The sequence below is a fragment of the Amycolatopsis sp. cg13 genome (assembly GCF_041346965.1).
In the GTDB taxonomy this organism is placed as follows: Bacteria; Actinomycetota; Actinomycetes; order Mycobacteriales; family Pseudonocardiaceae; genus Amycolatopsis.
The window spans coordinates 3,655,588-3,677,844 of the sequence record NZ_CP166848.1 but is presented as its reverse complement, the minus strand read 5'-3'; the positions used below and the strand labels follow the sequence as shown (position 1 = coordinate 3,677,844).

The following is a 22,257-nucleotide window of genomic DNA, read 5'->3' as shown; positions in this document are numbered from 1 at the left end:
ACTAGCGAAAACACCCGAACGACCTGGGAGACCCGACCTCCGATGCTGGACCGTGCGGTCATCGACGCCCTGTTCCCCGCGGATCTGCCCGAGCCTGAGCACTGGGAACAGCGCTATCCGGCCCGGCAGCTGCCCGACGGCGCGAAGGTGACCCGGTTCGGCCCGTCGCCGACCGGCTTCGTGCACATCGGCGGCATCTACGTCGCGACGATCGACCAGGACGTCGCGCGCCGTTCCGAGGGCCGCTACCTGGTGCGCGTCGAGGACACCGACCAGTCGCGCGAAGTCGAGGGCGCGCTGGAGCAGTTCGAGCGCGGCTTCGCGTACTTCGGGCTGCAGGCCGACGAGGACGCGGTGCGCGGCGGCGAGTACGGCCCGTACCGGCAGTCCGAGCGCGAGCAGATCTACCTCACCTACGTACGGCACCTTCTGCGCGAAGGCCGCGCGTACATCGACTTCGCGACGAAGGACGAACTTGCGTCCATCACCGCGCGGCAGCAGGCCACGAAGCTCCCGACCGGCTACTACGGCTCGTGGGCGATCTGGCGCGACGCCGACGCGGCCGACGTACAGGCGAAGCTCGACGCGGGCGAGCCGTGGGTGGTCCGCTTCCGCGCGCCCGACGACACCGGGCAGCGCGTGCGCTTCACCGACGCGATCCGCGGCACCATCGAGGCCGAGGCGAACCGCAACGACGTGGTGATCCTCAAGAGCTCCGACCAGAGCCCGCGGCTGCCGACCTACCACTTCGCGCACGCGGTCGACGACCACCTGATGCGCGTGAACCTGGTGATCCGCGGCGACGAGTGGATCTCGTCCGTGCCGACGCACCAGCAGCTCTTCGAAGCGCTCGGGTTCGAGCCGATCCAGTACGCGCACATCGCGCCGCTGATGAAGCAGGAGGGCGGCAGCAAGCGGAAGCTGTCCAAGCGCAAGGACCCGGAAGCCTCCGTCGACTTCTACCTCGAAGCCGGCTACCCGGTCCCGGCGGTGCTGTACTACCTGCGCGGCCTGGCGAACGGACGGCTCGCCGAGATGCCGCTCGCCGAAGCGCTCGACGCGCCGATCAACCTCGACGAGTGCGGTGTCGCGGGTCCGTTGGTGGACCTGGTGAAGCTGGACGACCTCGCCGCCGACTATGTCGCGACGCTGTCCGGCGAGGAGATTCTCGCGTCAGTGCTGGAGTGGGCCGAGCGGTTCGACCCGGAGCTGAAGGCGGTCCTGGAGTCTTCGCGGGAGCTGGCGCTGCGTGCGCTGGCGGTGGAGCGTGAGGGCGTCGAGAACCCGCGCAAGGACCTGAAGAAGTGGAGCGAATTCCGCGCCGTCTACGGGTTCTTCTTCCCGCAGCTGCACCAGGCGGCGACTGGTCCCGAGGACGAGCGGATCGCGGCGCTGGGCGTTCCGGCGGATGTCGTGCGTGCGGTGGCGTCCGACTTCGTGTCGGCGTATCAGCAGCTCGACGACGGGCAGGAGTGGTTCCAGCAGATCCGCGAGGTCGCGGCGAAGCACGGGTTCGCGAAGAACGCCAAGGAGTTCAAGAAGGATCCGGAGGCTTATCCGGGTTCGATTCGCGAGGCGTCGCAGATCATCCGGATCGCGATCACCGGGTCGACCCGCAGCCCGGATCTGCACTCGATCACGCAGGCGCTGGGCGCGGAGGAGACGTTGCGGCGCTTCGACAATCTGGTCGGCTGACGCCCTCGTGAGTGCTGATCACGGTTAGAACCGTGATCAGCACTCACGAGTTCAGGTAGGTCAGCACTGCCAGGACACGACGGTTGCCGGTTTCGTCGTCGGTGATGCCGAGTTTGCCGAACAGCGACGTCGTGTACTTGCTGATCGCGCTTTCACTCAGGAACAGCCGCCCGGCGATCGCCGTGTTCGACAGGCCTTCCGCCATCAGCTCCAGCACCGAACGCTCGCGGTCGGTCAGCGTGCCGAGCCGTTGATCCGGCGATCCGCTCGTGAGCAGTTTCGAGATCACCGCCGGATCCATCGCGGTGCCGCCAGCGGCGACGCGTTCGAGGGCGTCGATGAACTGTTCGGCCTCGAAAACGCTGTCCTTCAACAGATATCCGACGCCGCTCGCCCCGCCGACCAGGAGTTCGCGGGCGTAGAGCTGTTCGACGTGCTGCGACAGGATCAGCACCGGCAGCCCGGGCGTCTCGCGGCGCGCGGCGAGGACCGCGCGCAGGCCTTCGTCGGTTTGCGTCGGCGGCATCCGGACGTCGACCACGGCCACGTCCGGCTGGTGTTCCCGCAGTACGGCGACGGTTTCCGGGCCGGTCGTCGCGGTCGCCACCACCTCGTGGCCGTAGGCCTGCAGGAGCCGGACCAATCCGTCCCGCAGCAGGTAGAGGTCCTCGGCTACGACGATGCGCATGGCACCATCATCCACGCTCGCGTCGGCCCGCCGGATGGGCTGGTGATCTCCAGCGTGCCGTCGAAGACCGCGAGACGGCGGCGCAGTCCGCCGAGCCCGCCGTCCGGGTGGATTTCGGCCCCGCCGCGGCCGTCGTCCTCGACCTCGGCGCACAGCTGATTCCCCTCCTGCAGCAGGGAAATCCGGACTTGGGACGCGTGCGCGTGCTTCACCGCGTTGGCGAGCAGTTCGGCGATCCCGAAGTACAGCGCGGATTCGATCGGCGGATCGAGCGGCTGCGGCAGGTCGGTTTCGACGGTCACGTCCACCGGCATGTCCATCGCCATCGCGCGGACCGCGTCGGCGAGGCCGCGTTCGTTCAGCACTGGCGGGCTAATGCCTCGCACGAGTTCGCGCAGTTCGGTGAGCGACGTGGCCGCGCCGGCCCGGGCGTCGCGCAGCAACTCCTTGGCCTGCTCGGGGTTGGTCTCCATCAGCTTCTCCGCGGTCGCCAGCGCGAGGCCGAGCGCGACCAGCCGGGCTTGGGCGCCGTCGTGCAGATCTCGTTCGATGCGGCGGATTTCCGCGGCCTGCGCGATGGTCGTGTCCGCGCGCAGGGCGGTCAGCGTGTCGACCCGGTCAGCCAGCTCCATCGTGGCGGACGCGCCCAGGAACCGCGTGGCCACCGGGATCACGCTGCGCCACGCGTACGGCGCGGTCGCGATCGTGACCAGCAGGCCGGCCAGGTATCCGGCGGGGAAGGCCGTCAGCGCCAGGACCGCCGCGACGACGCCGAGCAGCGGCACGAGCGCGACCAGGCCGAACGAGACCGGCGCGAGGAGCGCGAACCGCAGGTCCCGCCAGGTCGCCGGGTCGTAGCGCCAGTTCTTGAGCCGCTGCTCGCGCCGGGCTTCTTCGCGAGTGCGGGCGTAGGAGTGGCCGTTCCACCAGTATCCGGTCGAGAGCTGGGTGATCGGCGCCAGCTCGCGGTACCCGGGCGGCAGGACGATGCCGGTCCAGTTCGCGACCATGATCCGCGTCATCCGGCACACCGGCTTCGCCAGCGCGAGTGTCCCGATCGCCGCCCAGATGAACGGCGCGATCCACGACCACGGGCTGCCGCCCCACAACTGCCACAGGCCCACCGCGGCGGCCCACATCACCGGGATCAGCAAGGCCACGCCCGCGGCTTGGGCGGCGCGGACGAATCCCACCCCGCAGTCGCGCATCCAGGACCGTAGCTGTCGCATCGTTTCTTCCCCCTGTCCATCCGGCTTCGGGGTCCACTGTGCACGACGAAACGCCGGATTCCCGCCGCTGCGGGACAGGAGTGGGTCCAGGCCCACCCCCTCGTGCGGCCAGACCCATACCGGGCCGGGCCGCGGCTTTCTAGCGTTGCTGGCACAACGGAAAACCACAAGGGAGAACAGCAATGCAGACCATCGAACGCCCCGCCGCCACCGCCGCCCAGCGTCCGTTCGGCCTCGTGAAGGGGTTCGTCGCGGCTTACGGAGCGGCGGGCCTCGCCGTCTTCGGGACGATCGTCGTGCTGGCGGCCACCGAGGGGACGGCGACCAGCTTCATGTGGACGCGGTCCGCGCTGGTGCCGGTCAGCGCCGTGATCATGTACTGGCTGGTCTCGCTCGCGGCGAAGGGGTCGAACCGGGCTTATCAGCGGGCACGGTTCATCTCGATCGTCGCTCCGGTCGCTCTCGTCGGCGTCGACCTGATCCCGGGCGCGTGCCCGTTCTGGTTCCTGCTGCTGCAGACGGCCTGCGCCGTGCTGCTGGCCTGCGCGGCGGTCCCGCTCGTCCGGCTGCGCGCTAGCTTCGCGAAGTGAACCTCGGGACCAGCCGGATCCGGGTGTCGAGGTTCCGTTCGACCGCCGCGCGGCTCGAGAGCAGGGGGAACGAGCCGCCGGAGGCCCACAGGTCGTTCAGGTCGCGGTAGTGCGGGCTGCGCGGATCGCCGGACTGGCCGGGCGCGTTGATCGCCCGCGACGCGTCCCAGTCGCCGACGTCGAGCGCCATCTTGAAGGTCGCGCCGATGATCTGCTGGTAGGTGAGCGGATGGAAGAACGACGGGTGGACGGTCTGGTAGTCGCCGCCGACCGGGGTCGGGCCGACGTTCGGGCCGCCCGCTGGGTGCACGAATTCCTGGTACTGCAGCGAGCCCCAGCGCCACTTCGCCGGATCGCCGCCGAGTTTTCCGGCGACGTCGCGGAAAGCGAGCGGGAGAGTGTCGAGGATCAGCTTGTCGCGTTTGGCCGCGCCGCCCGGGCCGAACCACGCGTCGGGGTCGGCGAAGGACGCGAGCACGAGGCTGAAATCCGGATTGATGGTGCGGGACAGGACATCCGCGGCGGCTTGCGGGAGCATCGTGTGCGCCCAGCCGCCGTGGAGGTACTTCAGCAGCCAGGTTTCGTACAGCGCGGCCGGGGCGGAATCCACCGAGGCGACGCCGTCGAAACCGCGCAGCAGGTCGAGTGCCTTCGCGGTGTCCGGATCGGTGGAGGACAGGTTCCGCAGGAAGGGGGTGAGCCGGGTGGCGAGCAAGGACTTTTCGTCGCGCTGGATGGCGAGCGAGTCGGCGACGCGGGCGCGCGGCGTGGACTTGATCAGCTCGTAGATCCGCTCCTTGCGGTACGGCAGCTGCCATTCGTAGTTGGACACCACCGGGAAGCCCGGCGGAAGGTTGTAGTCGTTGGCGGAGGCGAAGAATCCGGCCGGCGGGTTGTGCTGCCACGGAAGTTCGGAGTTGGCGTAGAAGCCGCTCCATTCGTAGCGGCCGTCTCCGGGGACGGGCAGCAGGCCGTCGTATCCGGCCCCGGTGCGGCGCGGGGTCAGCGCACCGGGGACGTAGCCGATGTCGCCGTGGACGTCGGCGTAGACGAGGTTCGATCCGGGCGCGCCCCACTTGCGCATTCCGGCGGTGAATTCGGTGAAGTTGCGGGCCCGCTGGTAGTTCAGGCTGCCGAGGTAGGCGGCGCTGCCGGGTTCGGTCCACGCGGTGCGGACGGCGAACGCCCGGTTCGCCGCTTCGTCGACCTTCACGATCGGGCCGTGCCGGGTGAACGACAGCTCGCGGGTGACCGGCTGGCCGCCGAGCACCGGGATGGTTTCGGTGACCTTGGTGATCGGCTCCCAGCCGCCGCGGTAGCGGTACCGGCTGTGGTCGGCGGGGTCGAGGTCGTAGACGTAGAGGTCGGTCTGGTCGACCGGCAGGTTCGTCAGCCCGAACGCGACGGAATCGTTGTGCCCGATGGCGATGCCCGGGTTCCACGGCTCGCCCGCACCGGTGAGGTTCAGGCCGGGCGCGGAAAGCTGGGCGACGTAACGGCCGGACGGCAGCGCGTCGGCGCCTCGGTGCGGGTCGTTGGCGAGGATCGGCCGTCCGGTTGCCGTGCGGTTCGGGCCGATCGCCCACGAGTTGCTGCCGCTGGTGGCGTCGGCGATGTCCTTCGGCCCGGCGACGCCCTTCGGGAACGTGACGGCCGCGGTTGCCTTGTTGTACACGGAAAGCACGTCACCGGGGACTGAACACGGATCCAGGCCTTCGGGCACCGCGGCCTCGTGGTCGGGGTGCAGGCTGCGGAGGTACTTGCTCGCGTTCGGCCCGGCCTGGCACACCATCTGCGCGCGGGCGACCTCCCACATGAGGTTCTCGCCGATCGCGTGCGTCCGGATGCGGACGACGTCCTCGGGCTGCCAGTGCGACGGCTGGTATCCGAGCTTGCCGAACTCCGGCGGGGCCGCTTCGGGATGCTTGGCGAGCCAGTCGACGTAGGAGTTGATCCCCTCGGCGAAGCGGGTGGCGGCGAGTTTGGCTTCGGGACCGTAGGCGGCCCATTCCTTGCGCATGTCGCCGCGGTAGAGGAACAGCCGGGCGGCGCGGTCCTGGTCCACATAGGACTCGCCGAGGACCTCGCTGAGCAACCCGAGCCCCCGGCGGCGCCAGGTGTCGAGCTGGAAGAGCCGGTCGCGGGCGACGGTGAAGCCCTGTGCGTAGAACAGGTCTGAGGTGTTGGCGGCGTAGATGTGCGGGACGCCCCACTTGTCGACGAGCAGGTCGACCGGGCGGGAAAGACCGTCGAGCGCGATGGCCGGGCTCGCGGAGGCTGGGGTGGTGCCGAGCAACGTCAGAACGAGTATCAGGACGGTAGCTTTGGACCGCATTTCCCACCCCCGGCAGCAGCGTTGACCCCGCGGACGCTAATCGCGGCGAGGGCGGGGACCCACCCCTGAACCGGGACGAGTAGGGGGAACCGGGCGCCGGGTGCCGTACTGTCCCTGCTCAGACCGAACTCCTGGGGGAATCGATGCGCAGTGTGGCGGTGACGGCCGCTGTGGTCCTGGCCGGTGTGCTGGGGCTGGCGGCCTGCGGCGGCAGCACCGAGGGCGTCGAGCAGAACGTCCGGACCGCCGACCGCGGTGCCGCGCCGGACGGCAAGACCGACGCACCGCTCGCGAACACCGACCCGTGCAGCCTGCTCAAGCCCTCTGACGTGCCCGAACTCAGTCAGAAGAGCGGTGCCGCGCCCAAGACCGTCGGCCGCTGGTGCCAAGGCAGCGGATACGGGGTCATCATCTCCGAGGTCGATCTCAAAGGCTACTTCGGCATGTTCAAGAACCCGTCAGTCAAGCCGATCCCCGACATCGCCGGGTACCCGGCGGGCACGATCGAGAACACCGACCCGGGGACCAGGACCTGCGCGGTCATCCTCGCGGTGACGACCCACGAGCTGGTGACCGTGGCCGTGGACACTTGCGAGATCGGCAGGAAGGCGGCGACCGCGATCGCCGGCCGCATCCCGCGCTGAGCTACGAGACGCCCCCGATCGCCTCGTCCAGAATGGACAGTCCGAGGTCGATCTCGCTGTCGGAGGCCGTCAGCGGCGGCGCGATCCGGAACACCCCGCCCATCCCGGGCAGCTGGACGATGTTCATGTGCAGCCCGAGTTCGAGGCACCGCTGCGTCACGCGGGCGCCGAGCTTGTCCGCGTCCGGGCCGCCGCCGCTCAGTTCCAGTCCGGCGAGCAGTCCCCGGCCGCGGATTTCGCCGACCGACTCGTGCCGCGCCGCGATTTCGTCCAGGCCGGTCCGCAGGCGGGTGCCGAGGTCTCGGGCGCGTTCGTCGAGACGGTCGCGGATCAGGACGTCCAGCACCGTGTTCCCGACTGCGGCGGGGAGCGGGTCCGAGACGTGCGTGGTGAAGAACAGGTACCCGCGTTCGTGGGCTTCCTGCTCGATTTCCGCGCTCGTCAGCACGGCGGCGAGCGGCAGTCCGGCACCTAGCGTCTTGGACACGGTGAGGATGTCCGGGACGATGCCGTCGTGCTCGAAGGCGTACCAGGTTCCGGTGCGGCACAACCCGGTCTGTGCTTCGTCGAGGATCAGCAGCATGCCGCGTTCCCGGCATTTCCGTTGCAGTGCCTGGAAATACCCTGGCGGCGGCACGAGGATCCCGCCGGAGCTGAGGATCGGCTCCACCAGGCACGCGGCGAGGCTGCCGACGGACTGCGCGTCGATCAGGTCGAACGCGAGGTCCAGCTGGTGCTCCCAGTCCGCGCCGGGCACCGGGATGGCGAAGTTGCCGGGTGCGCCGGGGCCGTAACCCTTGCGTCCGGCGCTGTAAGTCGCGCTCGCGGCGGCCTGCGTCATCCCATGCCAGGACCGGGCGAACGAGACGACCTCGTGCTTGCCGGTCACCAGCTTGGCCATCCGCAGCGCGGCCTCGTTGGACTCGGCGCCGGTGGTGAGCAGCAGCGCCTTCTCCAGCGGGTCCGGCAACGTCTCGGCGAGCCGCCGCGCGAGGTCGACGACCGGGCGGCTCAGCATCCCGCTGAACAGGTGGTCAAGCTTCGCGGCCTGCTTCCGGACGGTCTCGACGATCTCCGGATGCGCGTGCCCGAGGATCGCGCTCATCTGCCCGGATGTGAAGTCGAGGATCCGCCGTCCGTCCTCGGTGAAGACGAAGCTGCCCTCGGCACGGTCGATGATCTCGCCGGTGAACGAGCCAGGGCCGGCGTAGCGGACGAGGTGCCGGTCAACGTCGGACCAGAAGGTGTCGGTGCCCATGGCTTCGACGGTAGAGCTGGGTCGAGCGCCGCGTCCATCTCACAGTTTCCGCTTGCCTGTGCGATGGCATCGAACAACGATGAGGACATGCTGAACCCGTGGCGGCTGCGCCTCCTGAGTCGCCTTGCCGTGCTCGGCACCGTTCGCGCGGTCGCGCAGGACGTGAATCTCAGCGCCTCCACGGTGTCGCATCAGCTCGCGGTGCTGGAAACCGAAACGCGCACCCGGCTGCTGGAACGCACTGGCCGGCGCGTCCGGCTGACGCCCGCCGGGGAGAAACTGGCCCGGCAGGCGCGCGCGATCCTCGACCACCTCGACGCGGTCGAGGCCGAACTGCGCGGCGACGAACCGGCCGGGCTGGTGCGGATCGGCGCGTTCCAGAGCGCGATCCACACCTTCGCCGTGCCCGCCGCGACCCGGCTCGCGCAGGCCTATCCGCGGCTGGAAACCGAAGTGGCGGAACGGGAACCGCACGAAAGCGTGCCCGCGCTCCGGGCCGGCGACAGCGACGTCGTCATCACCACCACCGATTTCGCCGACCTGCCGCTCGGTCCCGACCTGGAGATCATCCGGCTGGCGACCGACCCGATCGTGCTGGTCACCGCGCTCGACCGGCCGGAGCCGCGCGGTCCCGCCGTGCTCGCGGACTACGCGAGCGAACCGTGGGCGCTCGACATTCCCCCGTCCTACATGGCGAATCTGACGCTGCGGCTCTGTCGCGAATCGGGGTTCGAGCCGCGGGTGGTGTGCCGGTTCAGCAATTACCTGATGACGTTGCAGCACGTCGAGGCCGGGCTGTCGATCGCGTTGCTGCCCGGGCTGGCGGTGGACCCGCGGTACCGGGTCGCGACGAAACCGCTGGCGACGCCGGTGACGCGCACGATCGTCGCGGTCACCCGGCGAGGTTCGCCGCGCCGGGCGGCGGTGAACGCGGTGCTGGACGCGCTGCGGCAACCGGTCGAGCTTCCGGCGGCGGTGGAGCAAGCTTAACCGACGAGGTCCGCGACGATTTCCGCTGCTGGAGCGATGTTTCGGACCAATCCCGCGGCTTGACCGGCGTAGTGCGCCAGCGCTTCGAGATCGCCGGTCATGCCCGGCACGGGAACCATGTCGTCGTAGCGATGCCATGGGTTTCCGGCCGCATCCGTTGCCACGACGTCGCCTTCGCCGGGGCGGCCGGTGCGCGGTTCGCCTGCCGCTTCCCATTGCGTGAGCGTCGAATTGCGCAAGACGCGGTGCGGCGCGTCTGGCCAGCCGCCGTCGAAACAGCGGGTGTGGACGGCGTCCTCGAGCTCGGCGGCGAGCACGGCTTCGCGGTAGGAATCGTGGGTCGCCGCTTCGGTCGCGGTCAGGAATCGGGTGCCCAGCCAGCCGCCTTGTGCGCCGAGAGCGAGCACTGCGGCGAGTCCGCGGCGGTCGGCGATTCCGCCCGCGGCGAGTACGGGAATCGGCGCGACCGCGTCCACGACGGCGGGCACCAGCACGAGCGTCGAGGCCTGGCCGCGCACGTGTCCGCCCGCTTCCCAGCCTTGTGCGACAACGACATCGACGTCTGCCTCCGCCGCTTGCCGGGCTTCGGCGACTGAGCCCGCGGTGTGGATCAGCCGCGCGTTCTTGACCCGCGCGGCGATCTTGCCGGGGTCGCCCCAGAACGTGGAGATGATCGGGACGTCCTCGGCGAGGCAGGCGTCGAGGACGTCGTCGATCGGGAAGTCGAGCACGAGGTTGACCGCGAACGGCCGGTCCGTGCGGCGGCGCACCTCGCGGATCCGGCGGATCGCCTCGTCCGGGTCGGTCCAGGTGAGGGCGAGCGTCCCGAGGCCGCCCGCGTTCGAGACCGCCGCGGCGAGCGCGGGGGTGGCCGCTGAGCCGATCGGGGCCTGCACGATCGGCACGTCGACGCCGAGCGTGTCGCAGACCTGCTTCGGAAATCGAATCATGGCGGCCGATGTTAGTGTTTCGGAAATCGAAGCACAAGGAGATTCCGATGGCGACGCCGAAGCCGGGGCAGCCGGTCCGGGGCTCCACGACCGGCCGTCCGCTGATGGCCGCGCTCGACCTCTTCGGGCGGCGGTGGTGCCTGCGGATCGTCTGGGAACTGCAGGTCGACACTCTCGGTTTTCGCGCGCTGCAACAACGGTGCGACGGGATGTCTTCGAGCGTGCTGCGGCAACGCCTGGTCGAACTCGCCGAGGCCGGGTTGGTGCGGCAGACCGGCGAATCGCACTACGCGTTGACGACGCTGGGCCGGGAGGCGTTCGAGGCGCTGCGGCCGCTCGTGTCGTGGGCGGACCGGTGGGCCGCGGCTCTCGGCGACGAGTGATCGCGGCAGGGGCGCGGCGGGCGCGCCCCTGCCGGGGTGATCACTTGCTGTGCTGGGAACGGCGGCGCAGGAAGAACGCGCCGCCCGCGGCTGCCGCGGCCGCCCCGCCGATGGCGAGCGCGGTGGCCGGATTGCCGTCCGAGCCGGTGTTCGGGGCCGGAACGGCGTATCCGCCGCCCGCGCCCGTCTTGTCGTAGGTCGAGCCGGGCAGCTTGTCGCCGTAGCGTTTCTGCAGCTCGGCCCGGTAGGCCGCCAGGGTGACCCGGGTGCCAGCCGGAACGCCGGAGACGGCGCCGTCGAGGACGGTCACGGTGTTGCCGTTGACCGAGTACCAGGCGTTGACCTGCGGTTCGTGCAACAGGTAGCCGCCGTGCGCGGCAGCCGCGTGGGCCTGCTCGTCGTTGCCGGAGGCGACGTTGATGACCTGCCACCCGGCCTTGCTCGGCTGCGCCCAGACGGTCGCTTCCCGGCCGTCGGCGAGGCGGGCCGGAGACGCGACGTAGGCGAGTGCGGCGGGGACGTCGGACTCGCCGTTGATGAAGGCCGCGGTCGGTTCGTAGACCGGGATCTGGGTCTGGGCGTCCGCGGCGGCGCGGCTGGCGTGCGCTGCCGCCGGCGCCGCGCCGGGGAACTTCGTGTGCGCGAGGCGGGCGGCGGTGCCGGGGCTGGCGAGCAGCCCGGAGATCGCGGCGGTGTCCGAAGGCGACGGACCGGTCGGCGACTCCGCGGCGAACGCGGGGTTCGCGGCGAACGCGGCGGCGGCGATGGCTCCGGAAAGGACTGCGGTGCGGAGGATGGTTCGCAGCATTGTCTCAGCCCACCATTCCGTAGACGGTGTGGGTCCAGTCGAATTGGTTGTTGGACACGTAGGAGCTGTAGTTCATCGAGTTGTAGCGGTTGTTCGACGGCCACGGATCGCCGTATTCGACGATGCTGCTGCCGTTCGAGTCGTCATAGCCGTAGAGGACGTGCATGTGGCCGCCGCCCGACGTCCAGCCGATCCGGGTGCCGATCGGCTGCCCGGCGTCGATCTGGTTCTTGATGCCGGAGAAGGAAAGCCGGTAGCCGTTGGAATTGTAGGAGCCGACGCTGCGGAACCCGAGGTAGCGGAAGACTCGCTGCTGGTCGCTGAGGTAGCCCTGGTTGTTGGCGCAGTCGCTGCCGGACTCGTTGTGCGCGATCTGGCAGAACCGGGTCTGGGTCAGGGAATAGCCCCAGAACGAGGCGATCGTGTTGCCGCTGGCGTCCCAGCACCACTGGTCTTTCTGCTGGGCCTGCATCGAGATGTTCGTTTCGCCGGCGTCCGCCGCGGCCGGAACGGCGAGCGCGGCCGAGGCGACGGCCGCGGCCGCGGCGATTCCGCGCAGAATCGAAGAGGGCACTTTCACGGGATCCTCCAAAGGGGAAGACCGGCCGGCCCGGGGAATTACCGGGCCGGTGGGGAAGGGTGAGACGCACAGAACGGTACGCGCGCAAGGAACGCGGCAACTACCGACTAACGGCGGTATTCCGCCGCCGAGTGGCCGCGGATATTTCTACGCCGGTCGATTCTGTTCGCGCCCCGCGAAAGGCGACTGCCTTCGATTATAGGGGAATTCATCTCGGAAAGCATTCGGCAATCCGACCTTCGTAGGGTGTTTTTCCGTTGATCCGGCGCCGTCGTTCGTCGGTCGCCCTTCCGCTCGTACCGCGCCGGTGCCGGTCGCTGCCCCGCTTCGCCCGCCGCGCGGCGAGGGGGAGGAGCGCGGGTTTCGCGCGTATGAGACACTTGATCGGTCATGACTGCCCTCCCTCTTGTTTTCGACGCGCCCAAGCGCGGCCTGCCGCCGCGCCATCTCGCCGACCTCACGGTGGCCGAGCGAGCCGAGGCCGTGGTCGAACTGGGGGAGAAGGCGTTCCGCGCCAAGCAGTTGTCGAACCACTACTTCTCACGGCTCACCGTCGACCCGGCGGAGATGACCGACATCCCGGCCGCCTCGCGCGACAAGCTCGTGGCCGACCTGATGCCGCCGCTGCTCACCGAGGTGCGCGCACTGGCCGCGGACGGCGGCGCGACCCGCAAGACCCTGTGGCGCGCGCACGACGGGACGCTGCTGGAGAGCGTGCTCATGCGCTACCCGGACCGCGCGACCCTGTGCATCTCGAGCCAGGCCGGCTGCGGCATGGCGTGCCCGTTCTGCGCGACCGGCCAGGGCGGCCTGGACCGCAACCTTTCGACGGCCGAGATCGTGGACCAGGTCCGCGACGCAGCCGCGGTCATGCGAGACGGCTCGATGCCCGGCGGCCCGGGTCGGCTGTCGAACATCGTCTTCATGGGCATGGGCGAGCCGCTGGCGAACTACAAGCGTGTGGTGGCTGCGGTGCGTCGGATTACTGATCCTGCTCCGGGCGGGCTGGGTATTGGTCAGCGTTCGGTGACGGTGTCGACGGTGGGTTTGGCTCCGGCGATTCGGAAGTTGGCGGACGAGCGGATGCAGGTTCGCTTGGCGGTGTCGCTGCACACGCCGGATGACGAGCTGCGGGACACCCTCGTTCCCGTCAACAATCGCTGGTCAGTGGACGAGGTGCTTTCCGCGGCCCGGTATTACGCGGACACTTCCGGGCGTCGCGTGTCGATCGAGTACGCGTTGATCCGGGACATCAACGACCAGCCGTGGCGGGCGGAGTTGCTGGCGAAGCGGTTGCGGAAGCATTTGGGTCAGTTGGTGCATGTGAACGTGATTCCGTTGAATCCGACGCCGGGTTCGAAGTGGGATGCGTCGCCGAAGCCGGTGGAGCGCGAATTCGTGCGGCTGGTGAATGCGGGCGGGGTCGCGTGCACGGTGCGGGACACCCGTGGTCAGGACATCGCGGCGGCCTGCGGACAGCTCGCCGCCGAAGGTTGAGCGAATAGTTCAGAGTGGAGTAGTTGTCTTGTTGTGTGCGCCGAGCCTGCTCGATCCGGCGGCTGAGGAACTGAAGCTGGCCGACGTCAACGGCCCCCAGACCGCGGTGGACGTGGCCCGTGCGGCTCGCACCCTGCTGGGCGAGCGGTTCGATTCGGGAAGCTTCATGTACGTCCTGATGCGCGCCTTCGACGTCGAGTACACCTCCGCACGCGACGCCGCCCGGTGGCACGAGTTCCACGGCGGACCGCGGGCGCTCTCGGACGCTGATCTGGAGAAGCTGCTCGCTCCTTGGCTTGCCCGCTGACCGCTTCGATCAGCAGGTCGTCCGACCTCCGCTTCATTCCGGGCGGAACAGGTTGCCGCGCTGGCATCATTGTGTGGTGGGGATCGAGGATTTCGAGCCGGTCGTGTCGGCTGTGCTGCCGGACATCGTCGCCCGCGTGCCCAAAGAACCCGCTGGTCGCCTTGGCCGGTGGGAGCCGAAGGGGTATTCGCGGCACGGCACGAGGGTCCAAACGGCACTGGATGAGATCGGCGACGTACTTTCTGAACGGCTGCTGGGTGCGCTGGAACTGACTGTCGATCGGCTGGCCGTGGACATCCCGGACGATCTTGTGTCCGGACTGGCTCAATCGACCGTCACGCGGTACGTCACAACGTGGATGGGCGACGAGCAGTGCGCCACGAAGCAGGCCGTGGCCATCGTCGAACAGGTACACCCCGGCGCGGCTGACCGCGTGGTAGAGCTGGTCGAAGCGTTGCGGGACAAGGCGGCCGTGCCGGATGCGACCGGTGATGAAGCGGAAATCGCCGCGCAGCACGGCGCCGCGCATTTCGCTCTGGCCGTGATCGTGTCGACCGCGGTGCTGCGCTCGTTGGGCACTGAGATGGCCGGAAAGACGCCCGCGATCGTCGGTGTGGCGCTGGGCGCCACGGCGATCGTCTTGCCGACGGTGCCCAAGCCGCTTGGTTACGCGGCGGCCGTGCTGGCCAAGCGGCGCGCTGAATACCTGCTGCCGCAGTCTTCCTCAACGTCGGCCGCGGTAACGGACCACCGGTTCTGGATCACCGGAGGTTCGGTTCCGGCGAACGCCGATTTCTCCGCCAACGGCCTGGTCACCGCAGTGGAAGACGGCGTGGCGATCCGGACGGGCGTGGCCGAAGGACACGTGCCGATATCGATGCACGTGCTGACCGGACCACCCGAGGAACTCGACCTCACCGGCTGGGACGAGGTCGTCGAGATCAGTTGGACCGCGTCGGAGGGCGGCGCGGTCTTGTCCGGGAATGCATCCGGATACGGCCGCCACTGTTGGGAAACGCCGCCGTGGCCGGGCGACTACCGAGTCCGCGTGCAGGTGACCGGCCGCGACGATGCCGAAGACTCTTATCACCTGGTCATCTGGCAGGCACCGGCCACACCCGACGTAGTGCACAAGAAGACGGACCGGCTCGGTCATCGGCTGCGTGGGGAACCCGAACCGCCTCTGGCGATCGCACCCGACGCTGAGCACCGGTGGATCGAGAAAAGTTCACTCGGCGAAGCCGCCGCGATCACCGTTGTGCGCGGCCTCACGCCGGAGGAGGTGATCAGCACCCTCGGCGGCGACCCGGCCGCACCGGTGTCGATCAAGTCGATCGTCGAGCGGCCCGCGTGGGAACGGCTCAGTAACCCCGGGCACGGGTACCTGCCGCTGCTGGCCGTGCTCGAGGTGGACGACGTGGTGCTGGCCGTCGAGGACAACGGCTTCCAAGGCTCCGACCGGGACAGGCTGACCGCGCTGTCCCGCAACGGAAAGGCCGCGAGCCTGTACTGGAACATCAACGCCAACTTCCAACTCGCCCTCGCCGAGCGCGGGCAGTTGTTGTACGCGGGCCATCCGGGTCATGAACCCGGCGCGCCGCACTGTGAAGACCTGGACTTCGACGACTTCCGGCACCGCCACGCGAAAGGCCTGACCGTGATCGCCCGCTTCGCCGGTCGCGGCATCACCGCGGACGACCTGGCCGCGATCTACACGACCGACCAGGCCTACGTCCTCCAGGGGTAACCACCGAGCCTGCGTCCCGCCCCACTTGTACGTGTGATGCCCTTTCTCGGGGGATCACCGCCAGGTCGTCCGGCCTCGGCTTCAGATTCGGCGAACGCCGTGACATCAGCCGTCGAGGCGGGCCGCGGCGTTGGGGAACAGGGCGGTGGCGTTGCGGCCGATGTCCTGGCGCTGCCGCATTGTCAGGCCGTCGAATTCGAGCAGGGATTTCCGGCTGGCTTCGATGGTTTCCTCGGTGCTGCAAGGCACGCCGGAGTCCGAGCCGTAGACGAGGTGGTCCGGCGTGGTCATCGTGAGCGCCGCCGTCAGGCAGGACGGGAAACCCGTCGCCGCGGTGTCGAGATAGAGCCGCCGCAACTGGGCGCGGATTTCGTCGGTGCTCAGGCCGTTCGGGTTGGGGACCCAGGCCTCGGCGGGCTGCTGACCGAGCGAACCGTCACCGCCGCCGCCCGGCTCTCGCGCACTCAGCCGACGCTGTCCGCCGCGCTGGCCAAGCTGCGCCGTCACTTTGGCGACGAACTGCTCACCCGCGTCGGCAACCACTACCAGCTCACCCCGTTCGCCGAACAGCTGCGGCCGTGGGTGAGCGTCGCGGTCGAGCGGGTGTTCTCGGCGCAGCCACCGCCGAGGCGCTCGGCCGCGACGGGGAGTTCTTCCGCACGGTGGACGGGATCTTCATGCCGCACGGCTACCTGGACCTGCCGCGCTCGCTGGACCTGTTCCGCGACCGCTGGGTCTGCGTCGTCGCGGCCGACAACCCGGACGTCGGCGAGCACCTGACGATGACGGACCTGTCGCGGCTCCCGTGGGTCACCACGTTCCAGGACCTGCTCGGGAGAGCGCCCGCGTGGCGGCAGATGGAACTGCTGGGGATCGCGCCGCGGGTCTGTGCGACCGCCGATTCGTTCCTGGCGATGCCGCATCTGGTCCGCCGCAGCGGCGGGATCGCGTTCGTGCAGGAGCGGCTGGCCCGGGATCTCGCGGGGGCGCTCGGCGTGCGGATCGTCGACGTGCCGTTCGATGCGGTGCCGATCGTCGAGGCGTTCTGGTGGCATCCGGTGCACGACGCGGACTCCGGCCACACGTGGCTGCGCGGGCTGCTCGCCAAGGCCGCGTCGCACATCGAGTGAGACGGGCTCCCCTGATCAGCCATCAGCACGACGATCTGGCTTAACCGCTGACTGTCCCGGCTGCGAGCGGATCGGCCTCCGACCACGCGAGCTGAACCAGCTCCCGGCCGGAGCGACTGACCTTCGTCACGCGGCCCGGCAGCAGAGCCGACGGCCAGACGCCACCCAGCAGCGGGCCCTCCCGGAAGTCGCCGTCGCCGACGATCCCCGGACCCTCCAAATAGGCCAGCGTGCTCAGCGCACCGTGTTCGAGCGCTTCGGCCGCTCCTTCCGTGCTGCGGACCACCACGAGGTGCAGGCCGACATCCTTCGCTAGCGGGAGGAACTCGCGCAGAGGCTCGAACGGGTCGGAGTCGCCACGGAAGACCAATTCGGCGTCGTCCACGATCACATACAGCTCAGGTCCAGACCACCAGCTGCGATTCCTCAGCTGCTCCGAGGTGACGTCCGGTCCGGGCATTCGCCGCTGCATCGATGTCCGGACGTCTTCGAGCATTGCGGTGAGCTGCCCGCGGACGACGGCGTAGCCCAGCAGGTGTTCCGTCGCCACGTAGCCGAGCGAGCTACGGCGGTAATCGACCAGCATGATCGCTGCCTCCGCCGGGGTGTACTGCTCGACGAGCCCGCGGATGATGGTGCGCACCAACGTCGTCTTCCCTGATTCCGGCCCCATGAAGGCGACGAAGTGCGAGTCGACGGCAGGACGCCAGACAGCAGGCGTTCCGTCGACACCGACACCGAGCGGCACAGAACCCGCGGCGGGGGCTGGAATATCGGCGTACGGAACGCGGGTCGGCAGGGCTCGCAGGTGTCGGGTCACCTCGGTCGGCAGTTCTTCGAACGACCTCGAAACCACCTCCGCGCCGAGCGTGAATCGCGCGGAGTCGAAGCGCGAACGGGCCAGGAAAACCGCATCGTCGAATTTGAACCCGCTGGTGAAATTCGCCGAGGTGAACACCGCGTCGCTGCCGAAGCTGACTGAGGTGAAATGCGGGCACTGAGCGAAAACAGCGCGGCTGAAGTCGGCCTCCGCGGTGAACTTCGCCGAGGCGAAGCTGACCGTGTCGGTGAAATTCGTGCCCTCGAACCGTGCGCTGCTGACGAAGGTCGTCGCGCGGAAGTCCGCCGAACGCACCCGGCAGCCGCTCAGATCGAAGTCGAGCAGGCTCGCGCCGCCGAGATCGAGGTCGGTGGCCGGCCAGAAGCGGTGGTCCGGCGCCTCGGGTCGCAGGTGGGCTGCCAGGACTTCGCCCACCGCGTGCCGGACCCGGCCTTGCTGCACGGCGTGCTGGTCGCGGGTCGGGCCGGTGTCGGCGGCGCTGTCGGAGAACATGCGCAGGTAGGCGCAGAGCACATTGACGATCGTCTGCCGCTGGTCCGGGCTGTTCTGGCCGAGCCGCTCCAGTGCGTAGAGCCCGCCGAGCTGCACCGCCAGCCGGTCCGATCCGAGCTGGTCGACAGCTTTGCTGTAGAGCTCGGTGAGCCGGCGTTCGGTCGCGTCCAGCCGGGTGTCGTCGGCCACCTGCTCCTGAAGCGCGTGCGTCCGCGCCGCCGAGGCTTGGTCAAGGTCTTTCTGCTTCAACGCGATCTCGGCACTCCGCTGACGGCGGGCGGCGAGCAGCAGCGCCGCCGCTCCGCCAGTCCCGACCACGACGGTGCCCGCGGTCTTGATCGCCTCGAGCTGGTTCCGCTCCTGCGCGTCGCCGTTGCCGAAAGCCGCCACGAGCCACACCGCGACCGCGATTCCCAGAACCACGATCACGGCGGAGGCGAACCAGATCATCCGGATCGACAGGACCCGGTAAGCGACCGTTCCCGGCTCGCTGCGGCGGGTTGCGCGGTCACTCGGCATGTCGTTGCCTGCCTTTCACCAAGCGAGTAAACCTCTTCGTCGCGGGCGCGAGTTCCTCGACCTTCAGCGCCGCGAGCACGCCGAACGACACCCCGAGCCCGACGAGGCCCTGCAGGATCAGCTTGACCCACACGGTCGCCCGGCTCCCGGTGTCCGGCACGAGCCAGCCGGCGGCGACGGCCGCAGCGACGCCGAGTCCGCTCGCGACGACCGTGAACAGGATGACCCCGAGCACCCGCTTGCTGCGCAGGTTGCCGAGGCTCGCCCACAACCAGACCTGGCCCATGATCGCGCCGACCACGAACGTCAGGGAGTTCACCAGCATGGAGCCCAGCACGATGTCGCGCGCGTCCAGCAGCACTGGGCACAGATACAGCAGCGGAATCTTCACCACGGTCATCACGACCATGATCAGCGTCGGGGTGCGCGCGTCCTTCATCGCGTAGAAGACCCGCAGCTGCAACATGACCAGCGCGTACGGCAGCAGCCCGAACGACGAGATCGCCAGTGCCTCGCCGAGCCGGCCCGCGTCGGCCGCGGAGTTCGCGCCGCCGCTGAACAAGGCGACCCCGATCGATCCGCCCACCACCGTCATCACCGCGGCGATCGGCACCAGCATCACGGTGGAGATGCGCGACCCGTAGGAAAGATCGGCCACGACCTTGCGCACATCGCCGTCCGCGGCGTTGCGGGACAGCCGCGGCATGATCGCGGTCAGCAGGGACACCCCGATCACGCCGTAGGGCAGCTGGAACAGCAGCCAGGCGTTGGAATAGATGGTCACCCCGCCCGCGTCGCCGCTGGTCAGCACCCGGGTGTTGACGGTGAGGCCGACCTGGCTGACCGCGACGTAGCCGAGGATCCACAGAGCGAGGCCGCCGAACTCCTTCATGCGCTTGTCGATGCCCCAGCGCCACTTGAAGCGGAACCCCGTCCGCAGCAACGGCGGGACCAGCAGCGCCGCCTGCACGGCGATGCCCAGCGTGACGCCGATGCCGAGCACGAGCAGCTTCGGGTCGCTCATGCGCACGGGATCGGTCGAGATCTTGCCCGGCATCAGCATGAACAAACCCAGGGTCGCGATGACGACGACGTTGTTCATCACCGGGGCCCACGCCGTCGGGCCGAAGATGTGCTTGGCGTTGAGGATCGCCGACAGCAGCGCGAACACGCCGTAGAAGAAGATCTCGGGCAGCAGCAGCCGGGCGAACGCGTTGGTCAGCGCGGAGTTGGCGTGTCCGCCCTGCTCCGTGTACAGCGAGGTCAGCGCTGGTGCCGCGGTCACCGCGAGGACGGTGCCCGCGGCCAGGACCGTCAGGCCGACCGTGAGCATTCGCTGCGTATAGGCCGCGCCGCCGTCGGGATCGTCCTGCGACCGCACCATCAACGGCACCACGACGCTGCTGAGCACGCCGCCGAGCAGCAGTTCGAAAACGACGTTCGGCAGCGTGTTGGCGATGTTGAACGAGTCGTTCTCGACGCCGGTGCCGACCGCCCACACGAGCATGAGCTTCCACAGGAAACCGGTGATCCGGCTGACCAGCGAGGCGACGGCCATCTTCCCGCTGGACTTCGCGATCGACGGCGGCGGCGCCTTCGGCTCGACGCGCGGCACGCGGACGGTGGCCTCGCCGGCCGGCGCACTGCTGGCCGGCGCGCCGCTGGGCAGCCGCGGCAGCATCCGGGGGACGAGCGAGTCGTACGGGCGCAGCACGTCCGGGTCGGCGACCGGCCATCTCGAACTCGCCGGGACCCCGCCGACGCGCGGGATGAAGATCGTCGCGTCGGGATCGTTCGGAGCCAGCGGCGGCGCGCCGAAGGGCATGCTGTCCTGCTGGCGCTCCTGCTGCCACGGCCGGACCAGCGGCCGCCGCTGCCAGGGAGGCGGCTGGGGCTGGGGCTGCTGGCCGCGCGGTGGCAGCCGCCTGCGATAACCGTTCGCCCCCGGCGGGATGCGGACGGTCTGGTGGTCAGGGCTCTGCTCAGGCGGCGGGCGCCGCTTGACGCGTTCGGCGGGACGCTCTGGCGGCCACTCCGGGTCGCTGTCCAACGTGTGCCCCATCGTCAACGGTCGATTCGAACCCCAAGGGTAGTCAGTCCGCGCGTCCCGGTGGCTGATCCGGGGAGAGATTTACTGTTCGGTAAGCACCGCGAGAGCGGCCCCTGCTGGCGAGGGGCTCGGGACGGCCCGGTGGCACGAATGCCATGGCGAAGCTGTTCGAAGAACGCGTCGAAGACGAAGGATCTCCAGGCGGAGCGGGAACCGAACTCCGTGCTTGACCAGTGGGCACGGAGACCGCGTTGGTGCAGGTATGTTGCATCTGCGTGATCGGCTACTCGCCCGCGGCGGGATTCGTGATCACGGTGATCATCGACCGCGTGGATCATTCGGGCATCAATGCCTGGAAGACCAACGGCGCCGACCTGCGTGCGTACCGAGCGGCACCGGGAGGAGAGGACGATGCGTCATGACTGAGCCCATGAGCCGCGAGCAGGTGCTGGCCGGGATTCGGGGAGAGATCGCCGAGCAGGAAGCCTCGGCGCGGCGGGAAGCCGATCCGGTCAAGCGCGAGCGCATGCTGCGGCACGCACGCTCCCGCCAGGACCACGCAGAGGAAGAAGCGGACGCGGTCGCTGCTGATATCGCCGAGAACGAGCAGTCCGCGCTGTCCCTGCGGGTACCGTCATCGCTCGCGGCCGCGTTGAAGGCGCGCGCCGCGGCGGAGCAGATTCCCACCTCCGCCTTGGTGCGGCGGATCCTCGCCCAAGCGGTGCAGCGCTCGGATGCGCCGGTGCTCACCGTCGAACAAGTCGAGCAGATCGCCCGACGGGTCTACCGCGAATCCGTCTGAGTTCGGCGAACAGCCCGAACTCCGCTGGCTGAGGGGTTGGGCGCGGCGAGCGAGCCTTGGCCGATCGCCCGCTGATCTCGGCTGCGGATTAATGCGGCTGCCAGCCGGTGTTGCGGCCCATCAGGTGCAGCAACTGGTCCTGCCGCGACGCTGATTCGCCGAGCGTCCCCGGAGCGGCGAAGAACCGGTGCGTCGTGTCGGCGGCGACGGGGGATTCCGCCAGTCCGGCGTAGATCGTTTCGAGGTTGTCGCTGATCCACGTGACCAGGCCCGGGTCGAGGCGGTCGTCGACCTCAACGGCGCGCGCGAGATCCCACGCGTGGATGGCGCAATCCGTGGCGCGCACGGCCAGCGCTTGGCGTCCGGTCACCTGGCCCAGCGGATAGTCGAGCACCCGGTCCAGCGCGCCGGGACGGCTGAAGGCGTCGGCGACCAGCCGCATCGACGCGGTGTACGCGCCGAGTGGGTCGTCGCCTAGGGCGTCGGCGTCGCGCATGTGCAGGAAATTCTCGCGGGTCCCGCCAGCGAGCAGGTCGACGTAGTTGAGATTTCCTCGGACCATGTGGTTGACGAGCTGACGGATGTTCCATTCCGAGCAGGGCGTCGGGGCCGTCCACTGTTCGGGCCGGACGGACCGCAGGCGCTGGTCGAATTCGGTGCTGGCAGCCAGAAATCGGCCGAGGGCATTGGTCATGCCTGCCAGTCTTTCGCCACGAGGACCC

23 protein-coding genes are annotated in these 22,257 nt (G+C 69.2%); 12 read left to right on the top strand and 11 right to left on the bottom strand.

Going from position 1 to position 22,257, the window contains the following annotated elements:
• The first annotated feature begins 42 nt into the window (after positions 1–42).
• Positions 43–1,695: a glutamate--tRNA ligase gene (locus AB5I40_RS16725; RefSeq protein ID WP_370939435.1), complete on the top strand. Its 1,653-nt coding sequence runs from the start codon at positions 43–45 to the stop codon at positions 1,693–1,695.
• Positions 1,696–1,738: 43 nt separating this feature from the next.
• Here AB5I40_RS16725 and AB5I40_RS16720 read toward each other — a convergent pair whose 3' ends face one another.
• Both AB5I40_RS16720 and AB5I40_RS16715 read right to left on the bottom strand, forming a co-directional pair.
• Positions 1,739–2,383 (bottom strand): response regulator, encoded by a 645-nt coding sequence (locus AB5I40_RS16720; RefSeq protein ID WP_370939434.1) that lies wholly within the window; start codon positions 2,381–2,383, stop codon positions 1,739–1,741.
• Positions 2,368–3,612, bottom strand: coding sequence for a sensor histidine kinase (locus AB5I40_RS16715; RefSeq protein WP_370939433.1), 1,245 nt, complete (start codon positions 3,610–3,612; stop codon positions 2,368–2,370). The genes AB5I40_RS16720 and AB5I40_RS16715 overlap by 16 nt, the downstream gene beginning before the upstream one ends.
• A 182-nt stretch (positions 3,613–3,794) precedes the next feature.
• On the opposite strand from AB5I40_RS16715, the gene AB5I40_RS16710 reads away from it, so the two are divergent.
• Positions 3,795–4,202, top strand: coding sequence for a hypothetical protein (locus AB5I40_RS16710; protein WP_370939432.1), 408 nt, complete (start codon positions 3,795–3,797; stop codon positions 4,200–4,202).
• On the opposite strand, the gene AB5I40_RS16705 is transcribed toward AB5I40_RS16710, so the two are convergent.
• Positions 4,186–6,537, bottom strand: coding sequence for a penicillin acylase family protein (locus AB5I40_RS16705; RefSeq protein ID WP_370939431.1), 2,352 nt, complete (start codon positions 6,535–6,537; stop codon positions 4,186–4,188). The genes AB5I40_RS16710 and AB5I40_RS16705 overlap by 17 nt on opposite strands.
• A gap of 143 nt (positions 6,538–6,680) precedes the next feature.
• Between AB5I40_RS16705 and AB5I40_RS16700 the strand changes: the two genes are divergently transcribed.
• Positions 6,681–7,181: a DUF3558 family protein gene (locus AB5I40_RS16700; RefSeq protein ID WP_370939429.1), complete on the top strand. Its 501-nt coding sequence runs from the start codon at positions 6,681–6,683 to the stop codon at positions 7,179–7,181.
• 1 nt (position 7,182) lies between these two features.
• On the opposite strand, the gene AB5I40_RS16695 is transcribed toward AB5I40_RS16700, so the two are convergent.
• The gene (locus AB5I40_RS16695) at positions 7,183–8,439 is read right to left on the bottom strand and encodes an aspartate aminotransferase family protein (protein ID WP_370939428.1); all 1,257 of its coding nucleotides are present in this window, start codon (positions 8,437–8,439) and stop codon (positions 7,183–7,185) included.
• Between the two features lie 87 nt (positions 8,440–8,526).
• On the opposite strand from AB5I40_RS16695, the gene AB5I40_RS16690 reads away from it, so the two are divergent.
• The gene (locus tag AB5I40_RS16690) at positions 8,527–9,429 is read left to right on the top strand and encodes a LysR family transcriptional regulator (RefSeq protein ID WP_370939427.1); all 903 of its coding nucleotides are present in this window, start codon (positions 8,527–8,529) and stop codon (positions 9,427–9,429) included.
• On the opposite strand, the gene AB5I40_RS16685 is transcribed toward AB5I40_RS16690, so the two are convergent.
• Positions 9,426–10,379 carry an NAD(P)H-dependent flavin oxidoreductase gene (locus tag AB5I40_RS16685; protein WP_370939426.1) on the bottom strand — a complete coding sequence of 318 codons (954 nt, stop codon included), beginning with the start codon at positions 10,377–10,379 and terminating at the stop codon, positions 9,426–9,428. The genes AB5I40_RS16690 and AB5I40_RS16685 overlap by 4 nt on opposite strands.
• Before the next feature lie 47 nt (positions 10,380–10,426).
• Here AB5I40_RS16685 and AB5I40_RS16680 point away from each other — a divergent pair, with 47 nt between their 5' ends.
• Positions 10,427–10,762: a winged helix-turn-helix transcriptional regulator gene (locus AB5I40_RS16680; protein ID WP_370939425.1), complete on the top strand. Its 336-nt coding sequence runs from the start codon at positions 10,427–10,429 to the stop codon at positions 10,760–10,762.
• A 40-nt stretch (positions 10,763–10,802) separates the two neighbouring features.
• On the opposite strand, the gene AB5I40_RS16675 is transcribed toward AB5I40_RS16680, so the two are convergent.
• Complete coding sequence (locus AB5I40_RS16675; RefSeq protein WP_370939423.1) at positions 10,803–11,570, bottom strand: LPXTG cell wall anchor domain-containing protein; 768 nt, start codon at positions 11,568–11,570, stop codon at positions 10,803–10,805.
• A 4-nt stretch (positions 11,571–11,574) separates the two neighbouring features.
• Positions 11,575–12,150, bottom strand: a complete 576-nt coding sequence (locus AB5I40_RS16670; protein WP_370939422.1) for a papain-like cysteine protease family protein — start codon at positions 12,148–12,150, stop codon at positions 11,575–11,577.
• Positions 12,151–12,540: 390 nt separating this feature from the next.
• On the opposite strand from AB5I40_RS16670, the gene rlmN reads away from it, so the two are divergent.
• The 3 genes from rlmN to AB5I40_RS16655 all read left to right on the top strand — a co-directional run bounded on the left by rlmN (position 12,541) and on the right by AB5I40_RS16655 (position 15,701).
• On the top strand, positions 12,541–13,647 hold the full coding sequence (gene rlmN / locus AB5I40_RS16665) for a 23S rRNA (adenine(2503)-C(2))-methyltransferase RlmN (RefSeq protein WP_370939420.1): 1,107 nt from the start codon (positions 12,541–12,543) through the stop codon (positions 13,645–13,647).
• Positions 13,648–13,675: 28 nt separating this feature from the next.
• A complete protein-coding gene (locus AB5I40_RS16660) occupies positions 13,676–13,954 on the top strand; it encodes a hypothetical protein (RefSeq protein WP_370939419.1) in 279 nt (92 codons plus the stop codon).
• A gap of 76 nt (positions 13,955–14,030) precedes the next feature.
• The gene (locus AB5I40_RS16655; RefSeq protein WP_370939417.1) at positions 14,031–15,701 is read left to right on the top strand and encodes a DUF6461 domain-containing protein; all 1,671 of its coding nucleotides are present in this window, start codon (positions 14,031–14,033) and stop codon (positions 15,699–15,701) included.
• Positions 15,702–15,806: 105 nt separating this feature from the next.
• Here the strand turns inward: AB5I40_RS16655 and AB5I40_RS16650 are convergent, their stop codons facing one another.
• The gene (locus tag AB5I40_RS16650; RefSeq protein WP_370940742.1) at positions 15,807–16,244 is read right to left on the bottom strand and encodes a hypothetical protein; all 438 of its coding nucleotides are present in this window, start codon (positions 16,242–16,244) and stop codon (positions 15,807–15,809) included.
• Here AB5I40_RS16650 and AB5I40_RS16645 point away from each other — a divergent pair.
• Both AB5I40_RS16645 and AB5I40_RS16640 read left to right on the top strand, forming a co-directional pair.
• Positions 16,176–16,481, top strand: coding sequence for a hypothetical protein (locus AB5I40_RS16645; RefSeq protein WP_370940535.1), 306 nt, complete (start codon positions 16,176–16,178; stop codon positions 16,479–16,481). The two genes, AB5I40_RS16650 and AB5I40_RS16645, sit on opposite strands and share 69 nt — an antisense overlap.
• Positions 16,379–16,831, top strand: a complete 453-nt coding sequence (locus tag AB5I40_RS16640; protein ID WP_370939416.1) for a LysR substrate-binding domain-containing protein — start codon at positions 16,379–16,381, stop codon at positions 16,829–16,831. The genes AB5I40_RS16645 and AB5I40_RS16640 overlap by 103 nt, the downstream gene beginning before the upstream one ends.
• 40 nt (positions 16,832–16,871) lie before the next feature.
• Here AB5I40_RS16640 and AB5I40_RS16635 read toward each other — a convergent pair whose 3' ends face one another.
• Positions 16,872–18,683: a hypothetical protein gene (locus AB5I40_RS16635; protein WP_370939415.1), complete on the bottom strand. Its 1,812-nt coding sequence runs from the start codon at positions 18,681–18,683 to the stop codon at positions 16,872–16,874.
• Positions 18,673–20,508 (bottom strand): murein biosynthesis integral membrane protein MurJ, encoded by a 1,836-nt coding sequence (gene murJ / locus AB5I40_RS16630; protein WP_370940534.1) that lies wholly within the window; start codon positions 20,506–20,508, stop codon positions 18,673–18,675. Before murJ ends, AB5I40_RS16635 begins: the two co-directional genes overlap by 11 nt.
• 500 nt (positions 20,509–21,008) lie before the next feature.
• Between murJ and AB5I40_RS16625 the strand changes: the two genes are divergently transcribed.
• Together AB5I40_RS16625 and AB5I40_RS16620 are read left to right on the top strand one after the other, a co-directional pair.
• On the top strand, positions 21,009–21,155 hold the full coding sequence (locus tag AB5I40_RS16625; RefSeq protein WP_370939414.1) for a hypothetical protein: 147 nt from the start codon (positions 21,009–21,011) through the stop codon (positions 21,153–21,155).
• Positions 21,152–21,535: a ribbon-helix-helix protein, CopG family gene (locus AB5I40_RS16620; protein WP_370939412.1), complete on the top strand. Its 384-nt coding sequence runs from the start codon at positions 21,152–21,154 to the stop codon at positions 21,533–21,535. The genes AB5I40_RS16625 and AB5I40_RS16620 overlap by 4 nt, the downstream gene beginning before the upstream one ends.
• An 88-nt stretch (positions 21,536–21,623) precedes the next feature.
• Here AB5I40_RS16620 and AB5I40_RS16615 read toward each other — a convergent pair whose 3' ends face one another.
• The gene (locus AB5I40_RS16615; protein WP_370939410.1) at positions 21,624–22,229 is read right to left on the bottom strand and encodes a TIGR03086 family metal-binding protein; all 606 of its coding nucleotides are present in this window, start codon (positions 22,227–22,229) and stop codon (positions 21,624–21,626) included.
• Between the last annotated feature and the right edge of the window lie 28 nt (positions 22,230–22,257).